The 26,553-nt window shown below is 68.3% G+C and carries 29 protein-coding genes; 9 read left to right on the forward strand and 20 right to left on the reverse strand.

Features of this window, described 5'->3' with window-relative positions:
• Nucleotides 1-139: 139 nt before the first annotated feature.
• Together glmM and ACFPN9_RS10970 are read left to right on the forward strand one after the other, a co-directional pair.
• Nucleotides 140-1,483, forward strand: a complete 1,344-nt coding sequence (gene glmM, locus ACFPN9_RS10965; RefSeq protein WP_066726328.1) for a phosphoglucosamine mutase — start codon at nt 140-142, stop codon at nt 1,481-1,483.
• Nucleotides 1,484-1,792: 309 nt separating this feature from the next.
• Complete coding sequence (locus ACFPN9_RS10970; protein ID WP_066726325.1) at nt 1,793-2,692, forward strand: outer membrane protein; 900 nt, start codon at nt 1,793-1,795, stop codon at nt 2,690-2,692.
• A gap of 77 nt (nt 2,693-2,769) precedes the next feature.
• Here ACFPN9_RS10970 and gpmI read toward each other — a convergent pair whose 3' ends face one another.
• A complete protein-coding gene (gene gpmI, locus ACFPN9_RS10975; RefSeq protein ID WP_066726322.1) occupies nt 2,770-4,296 on the reverse strand; it encodes a 2,3-bisphosphoglycerate-independent phosphoglycerate mutase in 1,527 nt (508 codons plus the stop codon).
• Between the two features lie 103 nt (nt 4,297-4,399).
• Here gpmI and ACFPN9_RS10980 point away from each other — a divergent pair, with 103 nt between their 5' ends.
• Nucleotides 4,400-5,137 carry a haloacid dehalogenase type II gene (locus ACFPN9_RS10980; protein WP_066726319.1) on the forward strand — a complete coding sequence of 246 codons (738 nt, stop codon included), beginning with the start codon at nt 4,400-4,402 and terminating at the stop codon, nt 5,135-5,137.
• Nucleotides 5,138-5,172: 35 nt separating this feature from the next.
• Entirely contained in the window at nt 5,173-5,856 is a 684-nt protein-coding gene (locus tag ACFPN9_RS10985; protein ID WP_066726316.1) for a glutathione S-transferase family protein, read from the forward strand.
• A gap of 21 nt (nt 5,857-5,877) precedes the next feature.
• Here ACFPN9_RS10985 and ACFPN9_RS10990 read toward each other — a convergent pair whose 3' ends face one another.
• Nucleotides 5,878-7,389, reverse strand: coding sequence for a sensor histidine kinase (locus ACFPN9_RS10990; RefSeq protein WP_066726313.1), 1,512 nt, complete (start codon nt 7,387-7,389; stop codon nt 5,878-5,880).
• Between the two features lie 260 nt (nt 7,390-7,649).
• Between ACFPN9_RS10990 and ACFPN9_RS10995 the strand changes: the two genes are divergently transcribed.
• Entirely contained in the window at nt 7,650-9,323 is a 1,674-nt protein-coding gene (locus tag ACFPN9_RS10995) for a formate--tetrahydrofolate ligase (protein ID WP_066726310.1), read from the forward strand.
• 86 nt (nt 9,324-9,409) lie between these two features.
• Here ACFPN9_RS10995 and ftsH read toward each other — a convergent pair whose 3' ends face one another.
• The 5 genes from ftsH to ftrA all read right to left on the reverse strand — a co-directional run bounded on the left by ftsH (nt 9,410) and on the right by ftrA (nt 15,275).
• Nucleotides 9,410-11,335 (reverse strand): ATP-dependent zinc metalloprotease FtsH, encoded by a 1,926-nt coding sequence (gene ftsH, locus ACFPN9_RS11000; RefSeq protein WP_066726390.1) that lies wholly within the window; start codon nt 11,333-11,335, stop codon nt 9,410-9,412.
• A gap of 111 nt (nt 11,336-11,446) precedes the next feature.
• Complete coding sequence (gene tilS / locus ACFPN9_RS11005) at nt 11,447-12,502, reverse strand: tRNA lysidine(34) synthetase TilS (RefSeq protein WP_066726307.1); 1,056 nt, start codon at nt 12,500-12,502, stop codon at nt 11,447-11,449.
• Complete coding sequence (gene ybgF, locus ACFPN9_RS11010) at nt 12,499-13,431, reverse strand: tol-pal system protein YbgF (RefSeq protein WP_082737614.1); 933 nt, start codon at nt 13,429-13,431, stop codon at nt 12,499-12,501. Before ybgF ends, tilS begins: the two co-directional genes overlap by 4 nt.
• 131 nt (nt 13,432-13,562) lie before the next feature.
• Nucleotides 13,563-14,072, reverse strand: a complete 510-nt coding sequence (pal, locus tag ACFPN9_RS11015; RefSeq protein WP_066726304.1) for a peptidoglycan-associated lipoprotein Pal — start codon at nt 14,070-14,072, stop codon at nt 13,563-13,565.
• 147 nt (nt 14,073-14,219) lie between these two features.
• Complete coding sequence (ftrA, locus tag ACFPN9_RS11020) at nt 14,220-15,275, reverse strand: transcriptional regulator FtrA (RefSeq protein ID WP_377816925.1); 1,056 nt, start codon at nt 15,273-15,275, stop codon at nt 14,220-14,222.
• A gap of 84 nt (nt 15,276-15,359) precedes the next feature.
• Between ftrA and ACFPN9_RS11025 the strand changes: the two genes are divergently transcribed.
• The gene (locus ACFPN9_RS11025; protein ID WP_066726301.1) at nt 15,360-15,767 is read left to right on the forward strand and encodes a rhodanese-like domain-containing protein; all 408 of its coding nucleotides are present in this window, start codon (nt 15,360-15,362) and stop codon (nt 15,765-15,767) included.
• Nucleotides 15,768-15,780: 13 nt separating this feature from the next.
• Here ACFPN9_RS11025 and tolB read toward each other — a convergent pair whose 3' ends face one another.
• From tolB to tolQ, 4 genes are read right to left on the reverse strand one after another with little or no spacing between them, the layout of a single operon-like run.
• On the reverse strand, nt 15,781-17,121 hold the full coding sequence (gene tolB, locus ACFPN9_RS11030) for a Tol-Pal system beta propeller repeat protein TolB (protein ID WP_082737617.1): 1,341 nt from the start codon (nt 17,119-17,121) through the stop codon (nt 15,781-15,783).
• Nucleotides 17,122-17,123: 2 nt separating this feature from the next.
• A complete protein-coding gene (tolA, locus tag ACFPN9_RS11035) occupies nt 17,124-18,320 on the reverse strand; it encodes a cell envelope integrity protein TolA (protein WP_377816928.1) in 1,197 nt (398 codons plus the stop codon).
• A 28-nt stretch (nt 18,321-18,348) separates the two neighbouring features.
• Nucleotides 18,349-18,798, reverse strand: a complete 450-nt coding sequence (locus tag ACFPN9_RS11040) for an ExbD/TolR family protein (protein ID WP_066726295.1) — start codon at nt 18,796-18,798, stop codon at nt 18,349-18,351.
• A gap of 12 nt (nt 18,799-18,810) precedes the next feature.
• Nucleotides 18,811-19,521, reverse strand: a complete 711-nt coding sequence (tolQ, locus tag ACFPN9_RS11045) for a protein TolQ (RefSeq protein ID WP_066726292.1) — start codon at nt 19,519-19,521, stop codon at nt 18,811-18,813.
• A gap of 324 nt (nt 19,522-19,845) precedes the next feature.
• Between tolQ and ACFPN9_RS11050 the strand changes: the two genes are divergently transcribed.
• A complete protein-coding gene (locus tag ACFPN9_RS11050) occupies nt 19,846-20,298 on the forward strand; it encodes an Rrf2 family transcriptional regulator (protein WP_066726289.1) in 453 nt (150 codons plus the stop codon).
• Entirely contained in the window at nt 20,295-21,002 is a 708-nt protein-coding gene (locus tag ACFPN9_RS11055) for a class I SAM-dependent methyltransferase (RefSeq protein WP_066726286.1), read from the forward strand. The genes ACFPN9_RS11050 and ACFPN9_RS11055 overlap by 4 nt, the downstream gene beginning before the upstream one ends.
• A gap of 99 nt (nt 21,003-21,101) precedes the next feature.
• On the opposite strand, the gene ACFPN9_RS11060 is transcribed toward ACFPN9_RS11055, so the two are convergent.
• The 4 genes from ACFPN9_RS11060 to ybgC form a co-directional block, all read right to left on the reverse strand.
• The gene (locus ACFPN9_RS11060; protein ID WP_066726283.1) at nt 21,102-21,542 is read right to left on the reverse strand and encodes a DUF2852 domain-containing protein; all 441 of its coding nucleotides are present in this window, start codon (nt 21,540-21,542) and stop codon (nt 21,102-21,104) included.
• Nucleotides 21,543-21,679: 137 nt separating this feature from the next.
• Nucleotides 21,680-21,922 (reverse strand): hypothetical protein, encoded by a 243-nt coding sequence (locus ACFPN9_RS11065; protein ID WP_066726281.1) that lies wholly within the window; start codon nt 21,920-21,922, stop codon nt 21,680-21,682.
• The gene (locus ACFPN9_RS11070; protein ID WP_377816933.1) at nt 21,919-22,575 is read right to left on the reverse strand and encodes a TetR/AcrR family transcriptional regulator; all 657 of its coding nucleotides are present in this window, start codon (nt 22,573-22,575) and stop codon (nt 21,919-21,921) included. Before ACFPN9_RS11070 ends, ACFPN9_RS11065 begins: the two co-directional genes overlap by 4 nt.
• 43 nt (nt 22,576-22,618) lie before the next feature.
• The gene (gene ybgC / locus ACFPN9_RS11075) at nt 22,619-23,023 is read right to left on the reverse strand and encodes a tol-pal system-associated acyl-CoA thioesterase (protein WP_066726276.1); all 405 of its coding nucleotides are present in this window, start codon (nt 23,021-23,023) and stop codon (nt 22,619-22,621) included.
• A gap of 151 nt (nt 23,024-23,174) precedes the next feature.
• On the opposite strand from ybgC, the gene ACFPN9_RS11080 reads away from it, so the two are divergent.
• Nucleotides 23,175-23,681 (forward strand): hypothetical protein, encoded by a 507-nt coding sequence (locus tag ACFPN9_RS11080; protein WP_066726273.1) that lies wholly within the window; start codon nt 23,175-23,177, stop codon nt 23,679-23,681.
• Nucleotides 23,682-23,716: 35 nt separating this feature from the next.
• On the opposite strand, the gene ACFPN9_RS11085 is transcribed toward ACFPN9_RS11080, so the two are convergent.
• The 5 genes from ACFPN9_RS11085 to ruvA are packed head-to-tail and all read right to left on the reverse strand — an operon-like array spanning nt 23,717 to nt 26,547.
• Nucleotides 23,717-24,277: a DUF3828 domain-containing protein gene (locus ACFPN9_RS11085; protein WP_377816937.1), complete on the reverse strand. Its 561-nt coding sequence runs from the start codon at nt 24,275-24,277 to the stop codon at nt 23,717-23,719.
• 5 nt (nt 24,278-24,282) lie between these two features.
• The gene (locus ACFPN9_RS11090; RefSeq protein WP_066726267.1) at nt 24,283-24,579 is read right to left on the reverse strand and encodes a type II toxin-antitoxin system RelE/ParE family toxin; all 297 of its coding nucleotides are present in this window, start codon (nt 24,577-24,579) and stop codon (nt 24,283-24,285) included.
• Nucleotides 24,569-24,835: a ribbon-helix-helix domain-containing protein gene (locus ACFPN9_RS11095; protein ID WP_066726264.1), complete on the reverse strand. Its 267-nt coding sequence runs from the start codon at nt 24,833-24,835 to the stop codon at nt 24,569-24,571. Before ACFPN9_RS11095 ends, ACFPN9_RS11090 begins: the two co-directional genes overlap by 11 nt.
• A 51-nt stretch (nt 24,836-24,886) precedes the next feature.
• The gene (gene ruvB / locus ACFPN9_RS11100; RefSeq protein WP_066726261.1) at nt 24,887-25,933 is read right to left on the reverse strand and encodes a Holliday junction branch migration DNA helicase RuvB; all 1,047 of its coding nucleotides are present in this window, start codon (nt 25,931-25,933) and stop codon (nt 24,887-24,889) included.
• Complete coding sequence (gene ruvA, locus ACFPN9_RS11105) at nt 25,930-26,547, reverse strand: Holliday junction branch migration protein RuvA (protein ID WP_066726260.1); 618 nt, start codon at nt 26,545-26,547, stop codon at nt 25,930-25,932. The genes ruvB and ruvA overlap by 4 nt, the downstream gene beginning before the upstream one ends.
• Nucleotides 26,548-26,553: the final 6 nt, after the last annotated feature.

Genomic DNA, 26,553 nt, shown 5'->3' on the forward strand with positions numbered 1-26,553 from the left:
ACACACCGTGTTCATGGGTTCCGGGCGCACCAATCCACCCCCCGTCTGCGAAACGTCACAATTCGTGACGAGCCGGAAACCAATTTCCGCTATAGAACGCAGCCGAAACGGGCGTCAGGCCCGCTTGGACGGATAGGCCATGACACGCAAATATTTCGGCACCGACGGCATTCGGGGGCGCGCCAACGGTGTGATCACGCCGGACCTCGCGCTCAAGGTCGGCCAGGCCACCGGCCTCGCCTTCCAGCGCGGCTCGCATCGCCACCGCGTCGTGATCGGCAAGGACACCCGCCTCTCCGGCTACATGATCGAATACGCCATGGTCGCGGGCTTCACCTCGGTGGGCATGGACGTGATGCTGCTCGGCCCGATGCCGACGCCGGCGGTCGCGATGCTGACGCGCTCGATGCGCGCCGATCTCGGCGTGATGATTTCCGCCTCGCACAACCCTTATGAGGACAACGGCATCAAGCTGTTCGGCCCCGACGGCTACAAGCTCAATGACGAGGTCGAAGCCGAGATCTCCAAGCTGATCGATTCCGATCTCGCCCCGCGGCTATCAAATGCGCCGGCGCTGGGCCGCGCCAAGCGCATCGAGAGCGCCCATGCGCGCTATATCGAGTTCGCCAAGCGCACCCTGCCGCGCAACATGAGCCTCGAAGGGATGCGCATCGTCATCGATTGCGCCAATGGCGCCGGCTACAAGGTCGCGCCGGAGGCGCTCTGGGAGCTGGGCGCCGAGGTCATCGCCATCGGCGTCGACCCCGACGGCTTCAACATCAACAAGGATGTCGGCTCGACGGCGCCGGATGCGCTGATCGCCAAGGTTCGCGAGTTGCGCGCCGATATTGGTATCGCGCTCGATGGCGACGCCGACCGCGTCCTGATCGTGGACGAACTGGGCCAGGTGGTCGACGGCGACCAGCTGATGGCCGTGATCGCCCGCACCTGGCAGGAGGATGGCCGCCTGTCGCAGCCGGGCGTCGTTGCGACGGTCATGTCCAATCTCGGTCTCGAGCGCTACCTCGCGGGCCTTGGCCTCAGCCTGGCCCGTACCGCAGTGGGCGACCGCTATGTGCTCGAGCATATGCGCAGCCAGGGCTTCAACCTCGGCGGCGAGCAGTCCGGCCATATCATCCTCTCCGATTTCGGCACGACCGGAGACGGGCTGGTCGCGGCGCTGCAACTGCTGGCGGCCGTGAAGCGGCAGGACAAGCCGGTGTCGGAGGTCTGCCACGCCTTCGAGCCGCTGCCGCAGATCCTCAAGAACGTCCGCTACAAGCAGGGCCAGCCGCTCAAGGAAAAGCCCGTCGTCAGCGCCATTGAGGCGGCGACGCAGTTGCTCGGCGAAAGCGGCCGCCTTGTCATCCGCCCCTCCGGCACCGAGCCGGTGATCCGCGTGATGGCGGAGGGCGACGACCGCGATCTGGTGATGCGCGCCGTCGACGACATCGTCGAGGCCGTGACCAAGGCGGCGGCTTAGCGCTAGTTCGCCTGATCCAACCCTCCCGTCATCCTGGACAAGCGGCACAGCCGCGCAGGCCGGGATCCATCATAGGGCGGCGCCGCGTCCTGTGATGGATCCCGGCCGACCTGTGGTCGTCCAGGATGACGACGATCTACCCGATCCCCACCCCATTAACGTCCCATCAAGTATTCGGGCCGGCTTCAGACTTTTTTCAGGTTAATTCCTAAGGTTAAGTCTCGTTTAAGGAATTGGCGGCATCGTTCCCTCGTCGGTAACACGCGCGGCCTGCGTAACGGGTGCCGCGCAAACGCGAGGGACACTGCCATGGGCAGCCTGAAAACTATTGCGCTGGCAGGCGCCTTGGCGCTCGGGGCGTCCGCCGCCACCGCCGCCGATCTCGCCTACCCTGCGCCGCCGCCGCCGGAGCCGCTCGGTCTCAAGGGCACGATCAGCAGCGGCTTCTATCTGCGCGGCGACATCGGCGTCGGCTCGCAGTCCTATGACGAGCTCGACGTGAAGCTGAACAACGCCCCGGTGATCGCCACGGCGGGCGTGACGTCATTCTCTACCGTCAAGCCCGATCGCGGCTTCGCCGCCTTCGCCGGCGTCGGCATCGGCTACCAGTTCAACAGCTATCTGCGCTTCGACCTGACGGGCGAGTATCGCGGCGGGTCGTTCAACGGCCGCGACCAGATCAGCTACAATTTCGGCGTGCCGACCAACCAGACCAATGTCTACCGCGCCGATGTCGCGACCTTCGTGGCGCTGGCCAACGCCTATATCGATCTCGGCACCTGGAACTGCCTGACGCCCTATCTCGGCGTCGGCATCGGTATGGCCAACCACACCGTCAGCGGCCTCGCCGACAACGGCGTGAACCAGGCCGTCGGCGCCGCCTTCGCCAATGCCTCCTATGCCTATGGCGACTCGGCCAGCAAGACCAACCTCGCCTGGGCGCTGATGGCTGGCGTCTCCTACGACGTCACCTCGAACCTCAAGCTCGACATCGGCTACCGCTACCTGAACATGGGCGACGGCCCGACGGTCGGCCTGCGCGGCGCCCAGGGCCTGCTCACCAATCCGAGCTCCTCGGTGCGGTTCAAGGGCATCGACAGCCACGACGTCCGCATCGGCATGCGCTGGAACTTCAGCGATCCGAGCTGCTGCGGTCCGGTCGAGAAGCCGGTCGCCTACGCGCCGGCCCCGACGGTCCGCAAATACTGAAGGGCAGCCCCCTACCCTTTCGACACGGCGCGGACTTCGGTCCGCGCCGTTTTCGTTTTGGGCCGAAAAAGACGCGCTCAGCGCAGTAGCGAGGTGCCGGTCATCTCGGCCGGCTGCGGTACAGCAAGCAGCGCCAGCAGCGTCGGTGCGATGTCGGCGAGGCGGCCATCCGCCAGCCCCTTCGCCTCGCTGCCGATGACCATCACCGGGACCGGGAAGGTGGTGTGGGCCGTGTGCGGCGCGCCGGTCTCGGGATCGACCATCAATTCGCAATTGCCGTGATCGGCCGTGACGAGGAGCGCGCCGCCCGCCTGTGCCACAGCCTCCGCGATCCGCCCGAGCCCGGCATCGACCGTTTCGACCGCCGCGATCGCGGCGCTGAGCACGCCCGTGTGCCCGACCATGTCGGGATTGGCGAAGTTCAGGACGACGAGATCGTAGCGGCCCGACGCGATCGCCTCCACGGCGCGCTCCGTCAGCTCCGGCGCCGACATGTCCGGCTGCAGATCATAAGTCGCGACCTTCGGCGAGGGCACCATCACACGATCCTCGCGCGGATAGGGCGTCTCCTCGCCGCCGTTGAAGAAGTAGGTGACGTGCGGATATTTCTCCGTCTCCGCCATGTGGATCTGCGCGAGACCCGCCTTCGCCACCGTCTCGCCGAGGCCGTTGGCCAGCGTCTGCGGCGCGAAGAGCGCTGGCATCACGGCATCGAGCTCGGCGCTGTAGGAGGTCATGCTGACCGCCTTCGCCAGCACGGGCCGCCGCGACCGGGAAAAGCCATCGAACGGTGCAGACAGCACCGCGTCGAGGATTTCGCGGATCCGGTCGGAGCGGAAATTGAAGCTCAGCAGCCCGTCGCCATCCTCCATGCCGCCATAGCTGCCGATGACGCTCGCCGGGATGAACTCGTCGGTGACGCCCTGCGCATAGGCGGCCTCGATCGCGGAGGCAGCGTCGGCGAATTCGGGCCCCTCGCCCAGCACCATCGCCCGCCAGGCGGTCTCGACGCGCTCCCAGCGATGGTCGCGGTCCATGGCAAAATAGCGGCCGGTCAGGCTCGCGATCACCGCTTGCGGCGGCAGGGCGGCGGCGAAGGCGCGGACATAGCCGGCGGCCGAGCGCGGCGGCGTATCGCGCCCGTCCGTGAAGATGTGAATCCGGACCGGGATGTCTTGCTCGACGAGCAGATGCGCCAGCGCTACCGCATGATCCTGATGGGCATGCACGCCGCCGGGCGAGACGAGGCCGAGCAGATGGCAGGCGCCGCCGCTCGCCTTCAGCGCATCGACGAGCCCGCTCGCCGCCAGGGCCTGCCCGAGCGAGCCGTCCTCGATCGCCTGATTGATGCGCGGCAGGTCCTGCATCACGACGCGGCCTGCGCCGAGATTGAGATGGCCGACCTCGGAATTCCCCATCTGGCCGGGCGGCAGGCCGACATCGAGGCCCGAGGTTTTCAGGAAGGCATGGGGCGAGGCCGCCCAGAGCCTGTCGAAATGCGGCGTATGCGCCAGGCGCACCGCATTGTTCTCGGCCTCCTCGCGCCAGCCCCAGCCATCGAGGATCATCAGCATGACGGGGCGCTTGGCAGGGACGGCGGACATGATGACCTGTGAAGATCTGTGATGGGAGCTGTGCCGGATACCATGCACCCCTGCGGCAGTGCGAGTGCTAAGAAGGTTGCCGGGGCAGTTGGGAGAATCCGGAATGGCGATCGCGGCCGTCGTCTTTGATGCTTATGGCACCCTCTTCGACGTTCAGTCCGTCGCGGCCGCGACCGAGGCGGCCTTCCCCGGTCACGGCACGGTGATCACCCAGCTCTGGCGGCTGAAGCAGCTCGAATACACCTGGCTGCGCAGCCTGATGGGCCGCTATGCGGATTTCGGCACGGTGACGCGGGACTCGCTGGCCTATGCGCTGGAGACGCTCGGCCTGCCCGCGACGCCGGCGGAGATCGCGCGCCTCGCCGACGCCTATGACGCGCTGTCGCTCTATCCGGAAGCGCGGCTGGCGCTGGAAGCGCTCGCGCCGCTGAGGCTCGCCATCTTCTCCAATGGCAGTCCGCCGATGCTGGAGCGGCTGGTGGCGCAGGCCGGCATCGCCCCGCTGCTCGAGACGGTGATCAGCGTCGACGAGATCGGCGCCTACAAGCCCGATCCGCGCGGCTACGCCCATGTCGAGGCGAGGCTGGGCCTCGCACGCGAGCAGATCCTCTTCGTCTCCTCCAACGGCTTCGACATCGCCGGGGCGAAGGCGCATGGCTTCCGCGTCGCGCGCATCGCCCGCCTTACGGACGAGGCATTGCGGAGCGAGCTCGATGCCGCCGCAACGATCGATCCCATGCTGATGTTCAAGGCGCTGCGCATGCGCCCGGAGCGTCTCGGATTCACGGCCGACGCAACCATCGCCCGCCTGACCGATCTGCCGGCACATGTTCGTGCCTGAACCCTCCTGCCACCGTCCCAAGCCCGGAGACCGAGATGATCAAGCTCTACTACCACCCCTCGCCCAATCCGGCGAAGATCGCGCTCTTCCTCGAGGAAGCCGGGCTTCCCTATGAAATGGTCCCGGTCGATACCCGCAAGGGCGACCAGTTCAAGCCGGATTTCCTGGCCATCAACCCCAACGGCAAAACCCCTGCGCTGACCGATGGCGACGTCACCATCTTCGACAGCAACGCGATCCTGCTCTATCTCGCCGAGAAGACGGGGCAGTTCCTCCCCGACGACACGCCGAAGGCCCGCGGCGAGATGCTCTCCTGGCTCATGTTCGTCGCCACCGGCATCGGTCCCTATTGCGGCCAGGCGGTCCATTTCAGCCGCTTCGCGCCCGAGAAGATCCCCTATGCGATCAACCGCTACGCCCGCGAGGCGGAGCGCCACTGGGGCATCATCGACGCGCAACTTTCCAAGGGCCGCTACATGCTGGGCGAGCGCTACACCCTGATCGACATGTCGGTCTGGGGCTGGGCGACGCGGCTCGGCTTCGCCGTCGGCGACCACTGGGCGGGGATGTTCCCGCATGTGAAGCGCCATCTCGACGAGATCTCGGCCCGCCCGGCAGCCCAGCGCGCGACGGCGCTGAAGGACGCCTTCGCCTTCAAGATGGAGGTCGATGACGAGGCCCGCAGGATCCTCTTCCCGCAGAACGCCCATCTCGCCTGAGATTGCCGGAAGCCGGGCGCCTCAGACGCGCCCGGCCTCGTCGCCATCGCCGTCCTTCAGCGACTCGAGCGGCGCGTCCAGCGTGAAGACGAGCCCCCCCGGCAGATAGGCGCTTTCGGCGCGCCCGCGCGGCGAGGGGAAGGTCCGCTCGATCAGGCGCGAGCCGAAGCCGCGCCGCGACGGCGGCGTCACCGGCGGCCCGCCGCTCTCCTGCCAGCGCAGCCGGAACTGAGAAGAGCCGTCGATCTCGTCGACCCGCCAGGACAGGGTCACGATGCCGGTGGAGATCGAGAGCGAGCCGTATTTGACCGCATTGGTCGCCAGCTCATGCAGGACCAGTGTGAGCGCCAGCGCCGCGCGCGGCCCCAGCACGACCTCCGGACCGCCGATCTGGAACCGCGCCGGGTCGCCCTGGATGCCGATGACGCTGGCGGCGATGTCGGCCATGGCGGCATGGGCCCGCACGCCGCCGACCAGCAGGTCATGCGCGCGCGCCAGCGCCCCCAGCCGCGCCGTGAAGGTCTCGTTGGCCGCCTCCAGCGAGCTGGCGCCGCGCAGCGTCTGCGAGGCGATGGCCTGGATCATGGCCAGCGTGTTCTTCACGCGGTGCGCCAGTTCCTGCATCAGCAGCCGCAGCTGCGCTTCGGTTTCCTTGCGCTCGGTCACGTCGATATGGGCGCCGATCAGCCGCAGCGGCCGCCCCTCCCCGTCGCGCTCGATCTGCGCCACCGCCGAAATCCAGCGCACCGCCCCGTCCGACGGGCGGATGATGCGGTACTCCATCTGGTAATCCGTCGCGCTGCCGGCCACGCTTTCGCGGAAATGGCTCTCGACCATCGCCCGCTCCTGCGGATGAATGCGGCGGACCCAGTCTTCATGGGTCTCGTTGACCGCCTCCGGCGGCAGCCCGTGCACCAGGAGATATTCCGGCGAACGCGTGTTGCGGAAGCCGTCGCGCAGATCGACCTCGAGCCCGCCGACCTTGCCGATCTTCTGGACCTGCGCGAGTTCCTGCTCGCGCCGCCGGAGGGCCTGCTCGGCCGCATCGCGCTCGCGCTGCGCGTGAATGAGCTCGGTGGTCTCGAACACCACGGCGAGAACGCCGAGAGCGACGCCGGAATCATCCAGGATCGGGCTGTAATCCACGTTCAGCCAAACGTCTTCGGCAACCCCGTTGCGATGCAGCACCAGCGACAGGTCGCGGAAGGAGAGAGGACGACCATTCGCGAAGACGGTCTCCATCACCTCGTCATGCAGCAAACGGACCTCCGGCCAGGCCTCGTGCAATTCCTCCCCCAGGATGGCGGGATGCTTGGCGCCGGCGATCACCGCATAGGCATCGTTGTAGAACAGGAGGCCCGACGCGCCCCAGAACATCACCATTGGTGTCGGCGTCGCCAGCACGAGTTGCAGGGACGAGCGCAGCCGTTCCGGCCAAGCCACCGGCAGCCCGAGCACGGTCTCGCTCCCGTCCCAGCCCCGCAGCATGGCGCCGACCTCGCCGCCGCCAACAGGCCAGGATCGCTCCGTCATCCATTGTCCCCCGAACCGAGCGATGAACCGCTGATCTGGCGGTTCGTGCCAGTGATGCCAGCCTCGCGGGCTCCCCGCAACTGCGCCGGTTCGTTCGCAGCACTAGCAGCCGCGGCTCTGTGGGCTCGCGTCAAAAGACATAGTGCGGAGGTGGACAGGCCCGCTGGAAAGCAGTGGCAGAGCCGGCTGTTTCGCGGCAGTGTCGCCGCAACGATTCCGGCCGGAGCCACCGGCCTCGCAGAGCCTGGAGAGGGGCGGGAATGCCGACCGACATCGAGATCGCACGCGCGGCGAAGCTTCGTCCAATCGCGGACATCGCCGAGCGAGCCGGCATTCCCGTCGACGCTCTGGAGCCCCACGGCAAATTCATCGCCAAGATCGACACCAAGGCCATTCCGGACTTCGCGGGCAAGCCGGACGGCAAGCTGATCCTCGTCACTGCCATCAACCCAACCCCGGCCGGCGAGGGCAAGACGACGACGACGGTGGGCCTCGGTGATGGGCTCAGCCGTATCGGCAAGAGCTGCATGATCGCGTTGCGCGAGCCCTCGCTCGGTCCCTGCTTCGGCGTCAAGGGCGGCGCGGCCGGCGGCGGCCATGCCCAGATCGTCCCGATGGAGCAGATCAACCTGCATTTCACCGGCGACTTCCACGCCATCACCAGCGCGCACAACCTGCTCGCGGCGATGATCGACAACCATGTCTACTGGGGCAACGGCCTCGGCTTCGACACGCGCCACATCGCCTGGCGCCGCGTCATGGACATGAACGACCGGGCCCTGCGCCAGACCGTCTCCTCGCTCGGCGGCGCCAGCAACGGCTTCCCGCGCGAGGACGGTTTCGACATCACCGTCGCCTCCGAGATCATGGCGATCTTCTGCCTCGCCACCGATCTCGACGACCTCGAGGCCAGACTCGGCCGCATCGTCGTGGGGCGCACCCGCGACAAGCGACCGATCACCGCCGCCGACCTCAAGGCGACCGGCGCGATGAGCGTCCTGCTCAAGGACGCGCTGATGCCCAACCTCGTGCAGACGCTGGAGGGCACGCCCGCCTTCGTCCATGGCGGCCCCTTCGCCAACATCGCCCATGGCTGCAACTCCGCCATCGCCACCCGCGCCGCCCTGAAGCTCGCCGACTACACGGTCACGGAGGCCGGCTTCGGCGCCGATCTCGGCGCCGAGAAGTTCTTCGACATCAAATGCCGCAAGACCGGGCTGAAGCCTGCCGCGGCCGTCATCGTCGCGACCGTCCGCGCCCTCAAGATGCATGGCGGCGCGGCGAAGGAGGCGCTAGGCAGCGAGGATCTCGCCGCGCTCCAGGCGGGTCTCGCCAACCTCGCTCGCCATGTCGGCAACATCCGGAAGTTCGGCGTGCCGCCGATCGTCGCGATCAACCATTTCACCAGCGACACCGAGGCCGAACACGCCCTGATCGCGAGCTATTGCCGCGAGCAGCTCGGCGTCGATGCGGTGATCTGCCGGCACTGGGCGGAAGGCGGCGCCGGCACCGAGGAACTCGCCCACAAGGTCGTCGCGCTGGCCGAGAGCGGCGAGGCCGATTTCGCCCCGCTCTACCCCGACGAGATGCCGCTCTGGCAGAAGCTCGAGACCGTTGCGCGAGAGATTTACGGCGCCGATGGCATCGCGGGCGATGCGAAGGTGCGCGCCCGCTTCGCGGAGCTCGAGACGGACGGCCATGGCCATCTGCCGGTCTGCGTCGCCAAGACGCAATACTCCTTCTCGGCCGACCCGACGCTGCGTGGCGCGCCCTCCGGGCATATCGTCCCGGTGCGCGAGGTCCGGCTCTCGGCCGGCGCCGGCTTCGTCGTAGCGATCTGCGGGGACATCATGACGATGCCCGGCCTGCCGCGCGTACCGGCCGCCGAGCGCATCCATATCGACGCCCAAGGGCGGATCGAAGGGCTCTTCTGAGCGCCCTCCCCCTCAGCCAGGGACGACATCCAAGAACGAAAAAGGGCGCCGCGAGGCGCCCTTTTCATTCTCTTGCTGTTGGCTGCTCAGACCTGCGGCTGCGGCTCCAGCCCGGCATCGGGCTCGCCGCGCTTGCGGCCCTTGCCCGCGCTCGGCACGGCGGAGCCACGCGGCGTCGAGGGCGTATCGTCGATGTCGCGCGTCGGGCGCTTGCCGGCGATCAGGTCGCGGATTTCCTCGCCGGTGAGCGTTTCGAACTCCAGCAGCGCCTCGGCGACCGCCACGAACTGCTCGTGATGCTCGGTGAGGATCTTCTTGGCGTCCTGATAGCCCTGGTCGACGAGGCGCTTGACCTCGGCGTCGATCTTCTGCGCCGTCGCCTCGGAGACGTTCTGGCTGCGGCCCATCGACATGCCCAGGAACACCTCTTCCTGGTTGTCGCCATAGGCGACCATGCCGAGCTCGTCCGAATAGCCCATCTGGGTGACCATGGCCTTGGCCATCTTGGTCGCCTGCTGGATGTCGCCCGTGGCGCCCGAGGTGACGTTCTCGCGCCCGAAGGTCATCTCCTCCGCCACGCGCCCGCCCATGGCGACCGCGAGCTGCGAGGTGAATTCCTTGAACTTCATCGAGTAGCGGTCGCCTTCCGGCAGGAACTTGACCATGCCGAGCGCGCGACCGCGCGGGATGATGGTCGCCTTGTGGACCGGGATGCCGGCCGGGACATACAATCCGACGATGGCGTGGCCGGCCTCGTGATAGGCGGTGAGCTTCTTCTCCTCCTCGGACATCGCCATGGATTTGCGCTCGGCGCCCATCATGACCTTGTCCTTGGCGTCCTCGAACTCGGCATGGGTGACCATGCGCTTGCCGCGCCGCGCCGCCAGCAGCGCCGCCTCGTTGACGAGGTTCATCAGGTCGGCGCCCGAGAAGCCGGGCGTGCCGCGGGCGAGCACGCGCAGATCGACATCCGGCGCCATCGGGACCTTGCGGACATGGACCCGCAGGATCTTCTCGCGGCCGGCGACGTCGGGGTTCGGCACCACGATCTGGCGGTCGAAGCGGCCCGGACGCAGCAGGGCGGGGTCGAGCACGTCGGGCCGGTTGGTGGCCGCGATGATGATGACGCCCTCGTTCGGCTCGAAGCCGTCCATCTCGACCAGGAGCTGGTTCAGCGTCTGCTCGCGCTCGTCATTGCCGCCGCCGAGGCCGGCGCCGCGATGGCGGCCGACGGCGTCGATCTCGTCGATGAAGATGATGCAGGGCGAGTTCTTCTTGGCCTGCTCGAACATGTCGCGGACGCGGCTGGCGCCGACGCCGACGAACATCTCGACGAAGTCCGAGCCGGAGATCGTGAAGAAGGGCACATTGGCTTCGCCCGCGACGGCGCGCGCCGTCAGCGTCTTGCCGGTGCCGGGAGGGCCGACCAGCAGCACGCCGCGCGGGATGCGCCCGCCCAGCCGCTGGAACTTCTGCGGGTCGCGCAGGAACTCGACGATCTCGGTCAGGTCTTCCTTGGCCTCGTCGATGCCCGCGACATCCTCGAAGGTGACGCGGCCATGCGCCTCGGTCAGCAGCTTGGCCTTCGACTTGCCGAAGCCCATCGCCCGGCCGGCGCCGTTCTGCATCTGGCGGGACATGAAGATCCACAGGCCGATGAAGATGACGAAGGGCAGCGAATTGACCAGCAGCGCCATGAACCAGGGCGTGCCCTCGGAGGGGGCGCGGGCCGAGACCTGAACGCCCTTCTGCGCCAGCGTCTTCAGCAGCGCCGGATCGCCATAGGGTGCGTAGGTCACGAAGCTGCGCCCGTCGGAGAAGGTGCCGGAAATCTCCTGCCCGGCGACGACGACATTGCTGATGCGCCCCGCCTCCGACTCGTTGATGAGCTGGCTGTAGGGGATCTCGTTGACGTTGGCGCGCTGGCTCGGACTCTGGAACAGCGTCACGAGCGCCAGGACCAGCAGGAAGATCACCACCCAAAGGGCGAAATTTCGGAAGTTCGGATTCATCATCTGTCCGATCAGGCCTGCCGGACCAACCGGAAGAGGCCGAGAGTTTGCAGTGTCAATCTAGGTGCGGGCGGGCCCATTGCCAAGGGAAAGACATTTGCGCCCTTTCGCCTATGTTGCCGCAGGGTGAATACCACGTCGGCGAGGCCCCTCCGGCCGCAGCGCGAGCTCGCCATCCCGGCGCAGCGTAAGCACAGTCCCGGCCAGCGTGCGCGTCAGCGGCAGGCCCGCCTGTGCCGCCTGCAGCAAGGCGGCCACGCAGGCCTCCAGCCGCTCCAGCCGGACCGCGCCCTCCGCATCGACATCCAGCCGCGCGAGCGCCAGGGCGACGACGCGCAGCACGATCTCCTCGGGCTCCTGCCGCAGAGCCTCGAAATCCAGCCGCAGCAGCGGCGCTCCCGGCTCGGCCGACAGCAGCGCGGCGGCAACGGCGTCCGCCCGCGCGGCGACCGCCTCGTCGAGACGCGCCAGCCGCCCGGCCAGCAGCGACAGGCGTTCCGCATCCAGCCCCTCGCCGGCGAGCAGCGGCGCCAGGGCGCGCCAGCGCGCCCGCGCGAACCGCGGATCGCCATTGCTCGGATCCGTGACGAAAGACAAGCCGCGCGCCTGTGCCGTCGCGACGAGACGCGCCTTGGGCACGCCCAGCAGAGGCCGGACCAAAACCGTGCCGTGCCAGACCGCGCGGCGGCGCATCCCCGCGAGGCCCGAGGGGCCGGAACCACGCGCCATCCGCATCAGCAGCGTCTCGGCCTGGTCGTCGAGTGTATGGGCGGTCACGAGCACGGCGCCGCCGAGACGCTCCGCCTCCTGCGCCAGCAGGGCGTAGCGCGCGGCACGGGCGCGTTCCTGAAGCCGGCTGGAAGGCTTGTCTCCCTCCCAGCGCAGGATGCGATGAGGAACACCGAGGCGGGCGCAGAGAGCGGCGACGGCGACGGCCTCGCCGGCCGAAGCGGCACGCAGCCCATGGTCGACCGTCGCCGCCATGACAGCGGGACGACCGGGCTCGCGCGACCACTCGGTCAGCAGGGAGAGCAGCGCAACCGAATCCGGTCCGCCGGAGACGGCGACGAGAAGGCGGTCTTCGGCTGCGAGGTCGGCGAACAGCTCACTCGCCTCGCGCGCCCCGAGAGGGGGATGATCGCTGGAAAGCGGCTCGACGGCGCTCAAGCGCAGCCCGAGCGGCGGCGCTCGCGCTCCACGCCCTGCCGCACCGAATTGGGCGCGCTGGGATAGTCGACGCCGACCTTGGCATAGGTCGCGCAGGCCTGGTCACGCGCGCCGAGGCCGTTCAGCGCGATTCCGAGGCGCAGCAGGCTCTCGGGCGCCTTGGCCGAGCGCGGGGCGTCGCTGCTGACTTTCAGGAACTGCTCGGCCGCCTCGCGGTAGCGCTTGCGCTGGAGATAGCTCTCGCCCAGCCAGTAGGTCGCGTCGATGGCGAGGCGGTCGCGCGGAAAGCTCTGCAGGAACTGGCGGAAGCCCATCTCGGCCTGCTCGTATTCCTTGCGCAGGATCGCGGCATAGGCGGCGTCGTAGGCTTCCTTCGCGGTGGCCGGGCCGCTGGCGGCCGCCACGCTGGCCCCGCGTGGGGCCGGCTGCGGCAGCGCGCCACCCGGCACGCCGCGGCCGACGCCCTGCAGGTCGAGCGGGCCCTGCCCGCTGCCGTCATTGGCAAACTCTTCCTCGATGATCCCGCCGATGCCGCCATTGAGCGGGCGCGGCGCGCCGGCGGCGCCGACCTGCGTGCTCGGATCGAAGGCGTCGCTGCGCCGCTGCGGGCGCTGAGCGCCGGCAGCCGGAGCCGCGCCCCCGGGCGCAGCCGCGGCCGGCGCACGGCCGCCGCCCCGCTCGTTCAGGCGGAATTCGACATCTTCCTGGAACTTGCGCAGCTGCTCGCTGAGGCGGCGGTTCTCGAACTGAAGCTGCTCGATCTGGCCGGAGAGCTGGCGGATCTGGTTCTCCATCCGCGAGGTGCGCACGACGAGATCGGCGGCGTCCTGCGCCGAGGCGGGCAGGCTCAGGCAGGAGATCGCCGTACCCATGGCCAGGGCGGCCAGGCCGGAGCGGATCTTCCAGGCGGGAGCATGGATTCGCAGCATGCGTCGGGAACCGGGTTGGAGTGGGGATGCGTCGCTATAACACGCTGCGACCACGGCCAAAATATGAAAGGGCCGACACCGTTCCGAAAAGGAAGGTGCCGGCCCCGAAGACGACGGATAGCAACCGGGGGTCAGACGCCGCCGCCGGCGCCGTCCAGAACCGTGACCGAGCGACGGTTCTGCGACCAGCAGGAGATGTCGTTGCAGACCGCGACCGGACGCTCCTTGCCGTAGCTGACGATGCGCATGCGGTTGCCCTGGATGCCGCGCGAGGCGAGGTAGTCGCGCACGGTCTGGGCGCGGCGCGCAGAGAGCGAGAAGTTGTATTCGCGGGTGCCGCGCTCGTCGGCATGGCCCTCGACCACGAAGGTGTAGCGCGGATAGCGCTGCAGCCAGGCCGACTGCTTGTCGAGCGTGGCGACGGCCGTCGGCGTCAGGTCGGTGGAGTCGGTCTCGAAGAAGACGCGGTCGCCGACATTGACGACGAAATCCTGGGCGCTGCCCGGGGTCGCGGCGCCGCCGGCGCCGAAGCCGCTGCCGTCGGCGTTCTGATTGTTGGCGCAGGCGCCGAGCGCGAGCGAGGCGGCGATGGCGGCGGCGAAACGGACGGCGCGGCCGCCGGCAAAGAGGGTGGCGAGCATGATGAACTCCGGGCGTTCGAACTTGGCGAGGCGCGTGTCTCGACGACGACGGACAAGGGATGAGATGCACTTGCAGGCATCAATGAAGCGTCAACCTAAACGAGACCTTGCCAGATCAAGGCGAAGTGGCGGCATTGCGGCATATGGTTAATCAATCCCTGCGATCGGGGATTCGCGGCTCGGTTGTGGCATCGGAGGCACAGTCCCGAGCATCTGCGCTGCGGTCGCCACGCGCTCCTGCGCCCCCGAGACGAAGCGCGCCCGGTACTCCAGCGGGCTGATGCCGACCCTCCTGCGGAAATGATGGCGCAGCGTGTCCGGCGTGCCCATCCCGACCGCCAATGCGATCTCCTGGGCGCCGAGCTTGCCATCCAGCAGCAGACGCTTCGCCTCTTCCACCCGTTCGCCGATCAGCCAGTCGCCCGGCGACGAGCCGGTGGCGTCCTGGAACCGCCTCAGAAAGGTCCGCAGGCTCATCCGGCACGACGCCGCCATCTCGGCCGTGCTCCAGGGCGCATCCAGCTTCGCCCGGATCCTGTCGAGCAGCGGCGCGATCTCGGCATGGCGGTGGCGGGCCACCGGCCGCTCCAGGAACTGCGCCTGGCCGCCGGTGCGATGGGCCGGCATCACCAGGCGCCGCGCGACGGAGTTGGCCGCCTCGGCCCCGAAATCCTGCCGCACGATCTCGATCAGCAGGTCGATGCCGGCGGCGCTGCCCGCCGAGGTGAAGATCCGTCCCTGTGCCCGGTAGAGCGAGGCATCGTCGATCGCTATGGTCGGATGGCGCGCGCGCAGCGCCTCGGCATAACGCCAATGCGTCGTCGCCACACCGCCGTCGAGCAGGCCCGTCGCCGCCAGCACGAAAGCGCCCGAGCAGATCGAGACGAGCCGCGCACCGCGCTCGTGAGCCCTGCGCAGGCGCTCGCAGAGTGCCTCGGGAACCGGATGGTCGGCCCCCTTCCATCCCGGCACGACGATGAGATCGGCCTCGCCGATCAGCTCCGGGCCGTGCTGCGGCGTCAGCAGGAAGCCGCCATGCGCCCGCAACGGCCCGTCCTCGACCGCGCAGCTGGCGAAGCGGTACCAGCCCTCGCCCATCTCCGGGCGCGACAGACCGAAGATCTCGGCCACGATGCCGAACTCGAAGGTGCAGAGTCCGTCATAGAGCAGCGCGACGACGAGGGGACCGGTCGTGTTTGGCATGATCTGCCCGTACTCTGTCATTTGCGCCAATTGCAAGAGGGCGTGCCGGTTTGCGAGATGAGCGGGTCACCAGGAGCCCACCACATGACCACCACCACCGTCACCGCCGTCCCCGCCGCGCCGAGCGATCTCGCCCGCGCGCATTTCGCCGCCGAGTTCACCTTCGAGACCGATTGCTGGGATGTTCACGACGCCCTGTCGAAGCAGCCGGACTTCGTGCTGCTGGACGTCCGCAGCCCGGCGCTTTTCGCCCGCGGCCATGTCGACGGGGCGATCAACCTGCCGGTGGGCAAGATCGTGCGCTCGAAGCTGGAAGACTGGCCGCAGGACACGCTCTTCGTGACCTATTGCGCCGGCCCGCATTGCAACGGTGCGGCCAAGGCCGCCCTGCGCCTCGCAGAACTGGGCCGGCCCGTGAAGATCATGGCCGGCGGCGTCACGGGCTGGATCGACGAGGGCTTCACCCTCGTCGGGGGCGAGGCGGCGGGCTGAAACCCGCCGCGCCTCAGCGCGCCGCCGTGAGCAGCGGCGACCAGGTCGGGTCGGAGGCGAAGGCGGGCGTCGGCACCGGCACTTCGACGCGGCCGGTGATGTCCACCATGTAGAGCTTGCCGCCGGACTGGCCGCCGGGATCGCGGAAGAACATGATGTACTGGCCGTTGGGCGCCCAGTTCGGCGCCTCGTTGTGGAAGCCCTCGGTCAGCAGCCGCTCGCCCGAGCCGTCCGGGCGCATCACGCCGATGGCGAAGCCGCCACCGCCGCGCTTGGTGAAGGCGATCAGGTCGCCGCGCGGCGACCAGCTCGGCTGCGAGTAGGAGCCCTGGCCGAAGGAGAGGCGTTTGCCCTCCCCGCCCCCGGCCCCCATGAGATAGAGCTGTTGAGAGCCGCCGCGGTCGCTCTCGAAGACGATCTGCGTGCCGTCGGGCGAATAGGAGGGCGAAGTGTCGATCGCCCCGGTCGAGGTCAGCCGCATCGTCGTGCGCGAGCCGATGTCGATGGCATAGAGATTGGCGTTGCCGCCCTGCTGCAGACTGAGCGCGATGCGCGCCCCGTTCGGGGCGAAACGCGGGCTCGAGGTCATGTCCGGGAAATTCCCGACGATCTGGCGCTGCCCGGTCTCGATGTTGAGCACATGCACGCGCGGCTGCTCGCCGAGCCGCTGCGACATGTAGGTCACCTCCTGCGACACGGGCGAATAGCGCGGCGTCACCACGGAGATCGAGCCGTCGGTCAGGTAGCGGACATTCGCCCCGTCCTGATCCATGATGGCCAGCCGCTTCCGGCGGTTCTCCTTCGGGCCGGATTCGTCGACGAAGACGACGCGGGTGTCGAAGAAGCCGCCGACGCCGGTGATCTTGGTGTAGATCGCGTCGGAAATGATATGGCCGACGCGCCGGGCGTTGTTCGGGTCGGTGAAATACTGCTGGCCGTCGGTCTGCGTGCCGGTCGTCACGTCCCAGAGCCGGAACTCGGCCTTGATCCGGCCGGAGCCGTCGCGCGAGACGCGCCCCGTCACCAGCGCCTGCACGCCCGCCGCCTTCCAGGAATTGAAGTCCGGCACGGCGTCGAAGGGCGGGTTCTTGTCGGGATGGCGCGCCTTGTCGATCGGCGCGAAATAGCCGCAGCGCCTGAGATTGTTGCCGATCACGCCCGAGACCAGCACCCCGCCCTCGCCGCCGAAATCGGCGATGGCGATCGGCAGCGGCTGGAAGGTGCCGCCGCGGAGGTCGATGACGAGTTCGGCACGCGCCGCGGCCGGCACGAGCAGCGAGGCGCCGGCGAGCGCGAGCAGCCTGCGGCGCGAGGGCGCAGCCGGCAGCAGCGGAAGAGGATTGCGGTCGATCAGGGTCACAGCACGTCCCTTGCGTCGAAATTGACGATGACGTCGCGCCAGTCGTCGTAATAGGCGGCGAATTGAGCCGGAATGCGCAACGGCGCGCAGCGGCGGGTGGCGGTCAGGGCCGAACTGGCTGCGACCGCGAAGAGGGGGTCGGAGGAGGAATTCACCACGCCCGGCGGCGCAAGCAGCGAGCCGTCCGCGGCGAGCTTCATCCGCACCTGCGGCACAACGGCGCCACGCGCATTGGCGAGCGCGATCGGCACGTTCCAGCACTTCATCAGCTGGTCCTGGATGATGCCGATGAGCTGGCCGCGCAGCGAAGGGCTGAGCTTCTGCGAGGAGCCCCGTTCGGTGCCGAGCGACGCCGTGCGGTTGACCTGCGGCGCGGCCGAGCCGGTCGACTGGGCCTGCTCCTTCGACTGGAGCAGCTTGGAGATGTCGCTCGGATTGAAGTTCTTGGCGATCTCCATCTCGCGCTTGGCCTTGGCTTCGGCCTCCTGCTTGGCCTTCGCGGCGGCTGCGATCTTGGCCTTCGCTTCGGCCTCGGCTTTCGCCTTGGCAGCGGCCTCCGCCTTCTCCTTGGCGGCCTTTTCGGCTTCGGCCTTGGCCAGCGCTTCGGCTTTCGCTTTGGCCGCAGCTTCTGCACGGGCATTCGCCTCGGCTTCAGCCTTCGCCTTCGCGGCGGCCCTCGCGGCCTCCTCGGCCTGCTTCGCCTTGCTGGCGAGCTCGGCCTCTTCGGCGAGCTTGGCCAGTTCCTCGCGCTTCTGCTCCGCGATCTCGGCGGCGCTCGGCCCGCTCTTTTGCGTCGGCTGCTTGACCGGCTCCGGAGGCTTCACCTCGGGCTTGGGCAGATTGGCGGCCCGCGAGGGCGGCAGCGGTGCAGCGGCATTGTCCTCCGCGGTCTTGAGTTCGGCCGGGCGGCTCGGCGGGGCGGGCGCATCCTGCTTGGCCTCGCCCTCCTCCTTGCGCTCGACGATCTCCTGCTTGCGCTCGGCGCGCTGGAGCGGCTGCTCCTGCACCTTCTCGGCCTTGCGCTCGCCGCGCGTCACCTGGTTGAGCGCACTCGCATCGACCATCTCGACGGCGATCGCCTCCTCATTGTCCGGCAACGGCGCAGGGGCGGAGAACGCCAGCAGCCCCGCGACGAGAAACGTCGCGTGGCCGAGCGCCGACACCACCATGCCCGGTTCGGAGGAGAGCTTCACCGCGTCGTGTTCTCCGCTTTCATCCCGCTCAGCGCGCGGCCGGCTCGGTGACGAGCGCGACCCGCTTGAAGCCCGCCGACGTGATCGTCGACATTACCGAGGCGACCCGGCCGTAATCGACCATGCGGTCGCCCCGCACATAGATGCGCTCGTCGAAGCCTTGCTTCGCCAGCCCCTGCAGCTTGGTCACCAGATCCGGCTCCAGCGTCGGCTGGTCCTGCAGGAAGATCTGGCCCTTGCCGTCGATGGCGATGGTGATCGGCTTCTGGTCGACATTGATCGGCTTGGCGCCGGTCTGCGGCAGGTCGAGCGGAACGCCCGTCGCGATCAGCGGCGCCGCGACCATGAAGATGATCAGGAGCACCAGCATGACGTCGATGAACGGCGTCATGTTGATCTCGGCGATGGCGGCGTGCCTGCGCCCGCGGCGGCCGCGGCGGCCGCCCGACTTCGCGCCGGATGCTGCGGACATGCCCATGGTGTCAGCCCCTCATGCCGCCAGCCGCTCGTCGATCTGCCGCGACAGGATCGCGGAGAACTCGTCGGCGAAGGCTTCCAGACGGCCCGAGGCCTTGGCGACCTCGGCCTGCAGCTTGTTGTAGGCCATCAGCGCCGGAATCGCGGCGAAGAGGCCGATCGCGGTCGCGAACAGCGCCTCGGCGATGCCGGGCGCCACGACGGCGAGCGAGGAGTTCTTGGAGACCGCGATGGCGGTGAAGGAATGCATGATGCCCCAGACCGTGCCGAACAGGCCGATGAAGGGCGCGGCCGAGGCGATGGTCGAGAGCACGAGCAGCTTCGATTCCAACCGCTCGGTCTCGCGCTGGATGGTCACGTCGAGCACCTTGTCGATGCGCTGCGACAGGCTGGCGACGGAGCGCCCGCCATTCTCGAAAGACCGCTTCCATTCGCGCATGGCCGCGACGAAGACGGCGGCCATGTCGGTGGCCGGCCGGGCGGCCAGCTCGCGATAGAGTTCCTCGAGCGAGCGGCCGGACCAGAACACCTCCTCGAAGGCATCCATGTCGCGCCTCGTGCGGCGGTAAAGCAGCGTCTTGTCGATGATGATCGACCAGCACCAGACCGAGGCGCCGATCAGCCCGAGCATCACCAGCTTCACGACAATATGGGCGTGCCAGAACAGGGACCAGAACGACATGTCGATCTGCGGCGCGGCCTGCGCGACGTCGGCGGGGTTCATCCTGTTATCCTTCTGCCAGGCGGCTCGGACCGGTCGCCCAGCCAACGCCCCGCCACACGCGCCGTGGGTGACCCCGCGACGCCGCCCGATCCGCGATCCGGGGAAATGCCGTGGCCTTCAATCGCCTTCGAATCCGGCGAAAGATGGGCGCAAAGGGGGTTTCCTGCGAAACGCATGCTCGCGATGGAGTTAAGCCTCCAGCAAGGTTAATGCCGGGTATACGCCGGCGCTGGACCGGGTTTCGATGAGCAAGGATGCAGCGATCTCCCCCGCGTTTCATCGGAGAGCCTTGCCTTCTCCGCATCATGTAATTACCAAAGTTACATGAAAAGAGACAGCCGCCTGTCGGGCCTTCTCCACGTCCTGCTGCATATGGCGGGGCGCGACGAGCCCGTCACGTCCGAAAACCTCGCCCGCATCATGCAGACCAACCCGGTCGTCATCCGGCGGATCATGGCCGGCTTGCGCCAGCGCGGCTATGTCCGCTCGGGGAAGGGCCATGGCGGCGGCTGGGCTCTGGCCTGCGACCTCGCCGACATCACGCTGCGCGACATTCATGAAGCGCTCGGCGAACGCGAGCTGCTCGCGATCGGTCACCGAACCGAAGCGCCCTCCTGCCTCGTCGAACAGGCGGTCAACGCGGCGCTTGCGGACAGTTTCCGCGAGGCCGAGGCCATGCTGCTCGCGCGTCTCGGCACCATCACGCTCGCAACGCTGCACGCCGATTTCCGTGCGCGTCTTGCGCTTCGCGCACACCCCGAAGGTTCCTGCCCATGACGAACGCATGCATCCAGCCTATCCGCAACGCCACCGACAGCTTCAAAGATCCGGAAGCCATCGCCCACTACGCCGAAGGCCCGCCGCGTTTCGTTCCCGGCCTCGAGGCGCTGCACCGCATGACGGCCGTCCTGCTTGCCGAGAACGCACCCGCCTCGGCACGCGTGCTGGTGCTGGGCGCGGGCGGCGGGCTCGAGCTCGGTTCGCTGGCACGGGCACAGCCCGATTGGAGCTTCGTCGGCGTCGATCCGTCCCAGCCCATGCTCGACTTGGCCGGCAAGACGCTCGGGCCGCTGATGCCGCGCATCGAACTGGTGCATGGCTATATCGACGATGCGCCGGCCGGGCCCTTCGATGCGGCCACCTGCCTGCTGACCCTGCATTTCCTCGATGCGGCCGAGCGCCTGCGCACGACGCGAGCCATCCACGCCAGGCTCAAGCCCGGTGCGCCATTCGTCGCCGCCCATAGCAGCTTCCCGCAGGAGCCGGCGTCACGACCGAGATGGCTGTCGCGGTACGCCGCCTATGCGGTCACAGCGGGCGCCGATCCCGCCCAGGCGGCCTCGGCGCGCGCTGCGGTTGATGCGCATTTGAACCTCCTCGACCCGGTCGAGGACGAACACATTCTTCGCGATGCAGGGTTTTCCGACATTGCGATGTTCTACGCCGCCTTCACCTGGCGCGGTTGGGTCGCCCGCGCCTGACGGACGCTGAGAAAGGGAGCGCGCGCTTCCGCATGCGCAATAACGCCCGCCCCTTTGTCCCGGGACGGGCGCTTCGATGCGTGACGTCGGTGGGGAGCGTCAGCCGGCGCTGGCCTGCGGCTCGGGGTTCTCGCCGCGACGGGCGGCCATGAACTGGTCGAACTCGGCCTTGTCGCGGGCCATGCGCAGCCGGCCCAGAAAATCCTGGAACTCCTTCTGCTCCTCCTCGAGGCGGCGCAGGGTCTCGGCGCGGTACTCGTCGAAGGCGCGGTTGCCGCTGGACGGCCCGCCGCCCCAGCCGCCACCGAAGCCGCCGTGGCGGCCGCCCATGCGTTCCTTCAGGCGCTCCATCTTGCTCTGCAGACGGTTCATCCTGTGTTCGTAGCGGTCGGCACCGCTCATTCCGCAACCCATGCGTCCACTCCAGAACAGAAAGGCCAGGGTCGCCAGACCCAGAGGCCAGAACACGACGAAGCCGAGAACCGCGAAGGCGATCCAGGCTCCCTTCCCATATTCATCGAGCTTCTCGACGATCGGCATTGGTCCCTCACCCTGACAAAGCGTGAATGTAAATCACATTTACATAAATGGGGGACGGCGGTCCGCTTGTCAAGATTGAGCATTCAGAGGGCTGGACAATCAAAAGCGCTTCGATGGGAGCGGCGCACGATGGGCAATCACGCGTCGGGCGGCATCAAGGCAAGTTCGCTACAGCGCCAATCTGCCAGACGACCAAATAAGCGCACTCGCCCTGCTTCGATCAACACACCGATACGCGCCTCGACCCTGTCGAGAAAGGCCTGATCCGCTTCGTTAAACAGCTCACCGACCCTAACGACAATCCGGGCGGTTTTAAGTGAGCGCGGCCCGAGCTCGGAGAGAATCGCTTCGTCGATCTGGGAATCCGTGACTTCAGTCATGGCTTCGGATCTTTGTCGGAATTGATCCCCAGCCCCTGCAGATAGATCAGCATGCCGGCCTCCAGCAGCTCGGCCGCCGACATCGGCAGCGGGCGGCGCCCGCCATCGGCCCGGCCGAACAGCGCGGCGACGCCATGCGACATCGACCAGACATGCAGCGCCATCATCAGGGCCGGCGTGCGGTTGCCGGCGGGCAGCAGCGCGATCAGAGCCTCCGAGGCCGCGCGCAGCCCCTGGAAGGCGCGGTCGGCCGCCGCGCGCAGCTCGGGGCTGGCATCGAGAGGCACGCCCGCCTCGAACATCACCGCATAATAGGCCGGCTCGTCATGGGCGAAGGCGAGATAGGCCAGCCCCAGCCGATGAAAGGCGGCCTGCGGATCGGGCCGGCCCTGGTCCCAGGCCCGCGCCAGCGCCGCCTCGAACAGGACGAAGCCGCGCGTCGCGACATCCGCCAGAAGCTCGTCGCGGTCGCGGAAATGCCGGTAGGGCGCGGCCGGGCTCACGCCGGCGAGGCGGGCTGCTTCCGCGAAGGTAAAGCCGTTGGCCCCCTTCTCGCGGATCAGGCCCAGCGCGGCGCGCACCAGCTCTTCCTTGAGATTGCCGTGATGGTAGCCGCGCGGCGGCGCCTCGGGCTTGTCGCGTTTCCAGCTCATGTGACGAGCGCTAACATGGCGCGGCGGGCGCGTCGATCAGCCCTCAATCCGCGATCCCCAGGCGCCGGCGCAGGCCGTCGGGAATGCGCCGCGCCCGGCCTCCGCCGACGCAGGCGACCTTGACCTGGGCCGTGACGAGCACTTCCTCCCCGCGCAGCACGCGCTGTTCGACATCCATCGTCGCGCCCCGTGCCGCGACCGACACCGTCTCGACCGTCAGCAGATCGTCCATCACGGCCGGGCGCAGGAAATCGATCGTCATGCGGCGCACCGCGAAACCCAGCGCCGTCTCGCCGTCGAAGAGTTCCCGCTGCTCGACCCCGAGGGACCGGATCAGCTCGGTGCGCCCGCGCTCCATGAAGCGCAGATAGGAGGCGTGGTAGACGACGCCGGAGAAATCCGTGTCCTCGTAATAGACGCGGACGGAGAGGCTGTGGGAGGCGGTCATGGCGTTCTGCGGCCGATTGCGGGACCGGGAGGATTAGCGGGGACGGCGCGGCCGGCATAGCCCCGGCGGACAAACCGTCGCGCCACGGAACAGCCTTGTTCGATCGAGGGTTGCTCAAGTGCGATGCAACCAGAAGAAAAGGACAGCCCGCATGTCGCTCTCGACCAAACAGCTCGAACGCGTTCTCGACAAAGGGGAATGGGACCTCGTCGCCCGCACGCGCAGCCGCATCATCGCGACGGTGCCGGATGGAGAGCTGGTCGATCTCGCGAAGAACCTCCGCGAGCGGCGTGACCGGGCCCGTGGCATCGCGCGTCAGCAGCGGCGCGAGATGCGCGGTAAATCGGATCCGAAAGCGACCGTCGCCTCTGGCGGAAACGTCGGCACCAAAGCCAAGGCTGATGCTTTGACAGTCGCGCTCAAGCGCGTCGGCGCCGAACAGACCCGCCGGGCCGAGAAGCTGCGCCAGCCGAGTCAGCGCTCGCTGGCCCGCAAAGCCATGGCGATGAAGATGCGCCAAGAGGCGCTGCAGCGGCCCCTCAGCCATACCGGCGACGATGGCATGAAGCCGATCGTTAACCCCAGAGCGGCACCGTCAGGCGCGCTCGACCATGCCGGCCAGCGCTCGGCCATGCAGCGGTCCAAATTCGCGCGCTGAGCTCGCGACGCTCGATACCCGGAGCCCTGTGAGCTCTACCGCTTACAGGGCTTCTTCATGAAGGAGCCGCACTCATAGGGCTGCGACAGCAGATCGCGCACCGCATAGTCCTGCCCTTCGACCCGGTTGACGATGGCGTCGATCTTCCAGGCGCCGCCCTCCTCCACCATGCGGAAGCGCACGCTGACTGGCTGCTTGAAGCTGCGGAAGGAGGCCGTGACCTGCGCCTTTCCCCCGGCGGGGGGCACGGTGACGCTGACCTTCAGATTCTTGATCTCGCCGTCCTGCCCGCTGAGGAAGGGGTCGGCCCCGAGATGGCCCATCTCGCCGGCTTCCTCCTGATAGAGCTCGTCGCGCGCGAACAGGGCGGCGAGTTCGCGGCTCATCAGCCGGTCGCGATGCGGCTTCTGCCAGGGCGCCGCGACGGGCTTGCCACCGGAGCCGGCGAGCTGGCGGGTGGTGATGGCATAGGCTTCGCGCACCGGCGTCTCGGGACCGGCGGGAGCGGCAAGGGCACCGCCTGAGAGCGTCGCCGCGATGATCAGCCCGGCCGTCGCGGCCAGGAACGGCGGCACAGACCGTCTCGTGAGGTTCATGTCGTTCAGCTCTCCATCAGCGCGGCATAGTCCTGCCCGCCATACAGCACCCTGACGATCCTGACGCGGCTCCCAAGGACGCGGTACGCAATCACGGCCCGCCGGTAGGGCAGAATGCGCAGTCCGGCCGAAAGGTCGGCCCGCTCGACACCCATCTCGGGAAAGGAGCGCAATTGCAGGCATTGGCGCTCGATCGCGGCCACCCATCGGCGCGCCGCTGGCAGATTGTCCCGGGCAATATAGCGAAGAATGGCCTCGAGATCGGACCGTGCCCGTCCCGAATAGACCAGATCAAGCGGCATTCGGGCCTTGTCTCTGCAGGGATGCGGCGACGCGGTCGAGATGGTCCCGAATCTCGTCCGGCGTCACATCCGTCGGGTCCGAATCCCCTTCGGCGATCTTGGCGCGCAGTTCGTCGAGGGTGGCAGCACGCGCTTGCTCGCGCGCAATCCAGGGCGCCATTGCCGCTCGCAGCACCTCCTCGGGGCTGGCGAAGTCGCCACTCTCGACCCGGGCGGTTACCAGCTCCGCGATATCAGGGGGAAGCTTCACTGCCATCGCCGGGCCCTCCTGCCTGCGAAGATAAGGCCGTGGCGGCGATCCGCCAACTCACGCCTCCTCGTCGCCGAACAGCCCGAACTGCGCCCCCTCCCGCGTCGGCTCGGGCAGGCCGAGATGCCGGAAGGCGTGCGGCGTCAGGATGCGGCCGCGCGGCGTGCGCTGGATGAAGCCCTGCTGGAGAAGGAAGGGCTCGATGATTTCCTCGATCGCGTCGCGCGGCTCCGAGAGCGAGGCGGCGATGGTCTCGATCCCAACCGGCCCGCCGCCAAAATTGATCGCCACCGTGGTGAGATAACGCCGGTCCATCTGGTCGAGGCCGATGGCGTCGACATCGAGCAGCTTCAGCGCCTTGTCCGCGACCTTGCGCGTCACGATGGCGTCGCCGTCGACGATGGCAAAGTCCCGCACCCGCCGCAGCAAGCGGCCGGCGATGCGCGGCGTGCCGCGCGAGCGCCGGGCGATCTCGTTGGCGCCGTCATCCGACATCGGCACGCCGAGCACGCGGGCCCCGCGCGCGACGATGCCCTGCAGTTCCTCGACCGTGTAGAACTGCAAACGGATCGGAATGCCGAAACGGTCGCGCAGCGGCGTCGTCAGCAGCCCGGCGCGGGTGGTGGCGCCGACCAGCGTGAACTTGGGCAGGTCGATCTTGACCGAGCGCGCGGCCGGCCCCTCGCCGATGATCAGGTCGAGCTGGTAGTCCTCCATCGCCGGATAGAGGATTTCCTCCACCGCCGGATTGAGCCGGTGGATCTCGTCGATGAAGAGCACGTCGCGCTCTTCGAGATTGGTCAGCTGCGCCGCGAGATCGCCGGCCTTGGCGATGACCGGCCCCGAGGTCGAGCGGAAATTGACGCCGAGCTCCCGCGCCACGATCTGCGCCAGCGTCGTCTTGCCGAGCCCGGGCGGGCCGACGAACAGCACATGGTCGAGCGCATCGCCGCGGCTCTTGGCCGCCTCGATGAAGACCTGGAGATTGGCCCGCGCCGCCGCCTGTCCGGTGAAATCCGACAGCGACAGCGGCCGCAGCGAGGACTCGGCGTCGTCGTCGCGCTTCTCGGCGGAGAGCAGGCCGGGGCGTTTGGGATCGCTCACTTCGCCAGCTCCCGCAGGCCGAGTTTGATCAGCTGCGCCGTCCCTGCCCCCTCGCCGGCCTCACGCGCGGCCGCCGCCACAGCGGCCACGGCCTGCGCCTGCGGATAGCCGAGATTGGCGAGCGCCGAGACGGCGTCCGCCACCGGCTGCGGCAGTTTTTTGTCCTGGAGCGCGCCGGCGAGCTGCGCGACGCCCGGATCGACATGGCCGAAGGCCGGCGCCTTGTCCTTCAGTTCGGCGCAGAGGCGCTGCGCCAGCTTCGGGCCGACGCCGGGCGCGCGCGCCACCGCCGCCTTGTCGCCTGTGGCGATCGCGGTCGCGAGCGCGCCGGGCTCGAAGGTCGAGAGGATGGCCAGCGCGACCTTGGCGCCGACGCCCTGCACCATCTGCATCAGCCGGAACCAGTCCCGCTCATTGTCGGAGAGGAAGCCGTAGAGCCGGATCGCATCCTCGCGCACATGCGTCTCGATCGACAGCACCGCCGCCTCGCCAGGCTTCGCCAGCCGCTGCAGCGTCCGCGACGAGCACTGCACGACATAGCCGACGCCCTGCACGTCGAGGATGACATGATCCTCGCCATAGGAATCGACGATCCCCTTGAGCTTCCCGATCATTGCCCC

The sequence above is a fragment of the Allobosea massiliensis genome (assembly GCF_042655245.1).
Taxonomy (GTDB): Bacteria; Pseudomonadota; Alphaproteobacteria; order Rhizobiales; family Beijerinckiaceae; genus Allobosea; species Allobosea massiliensis.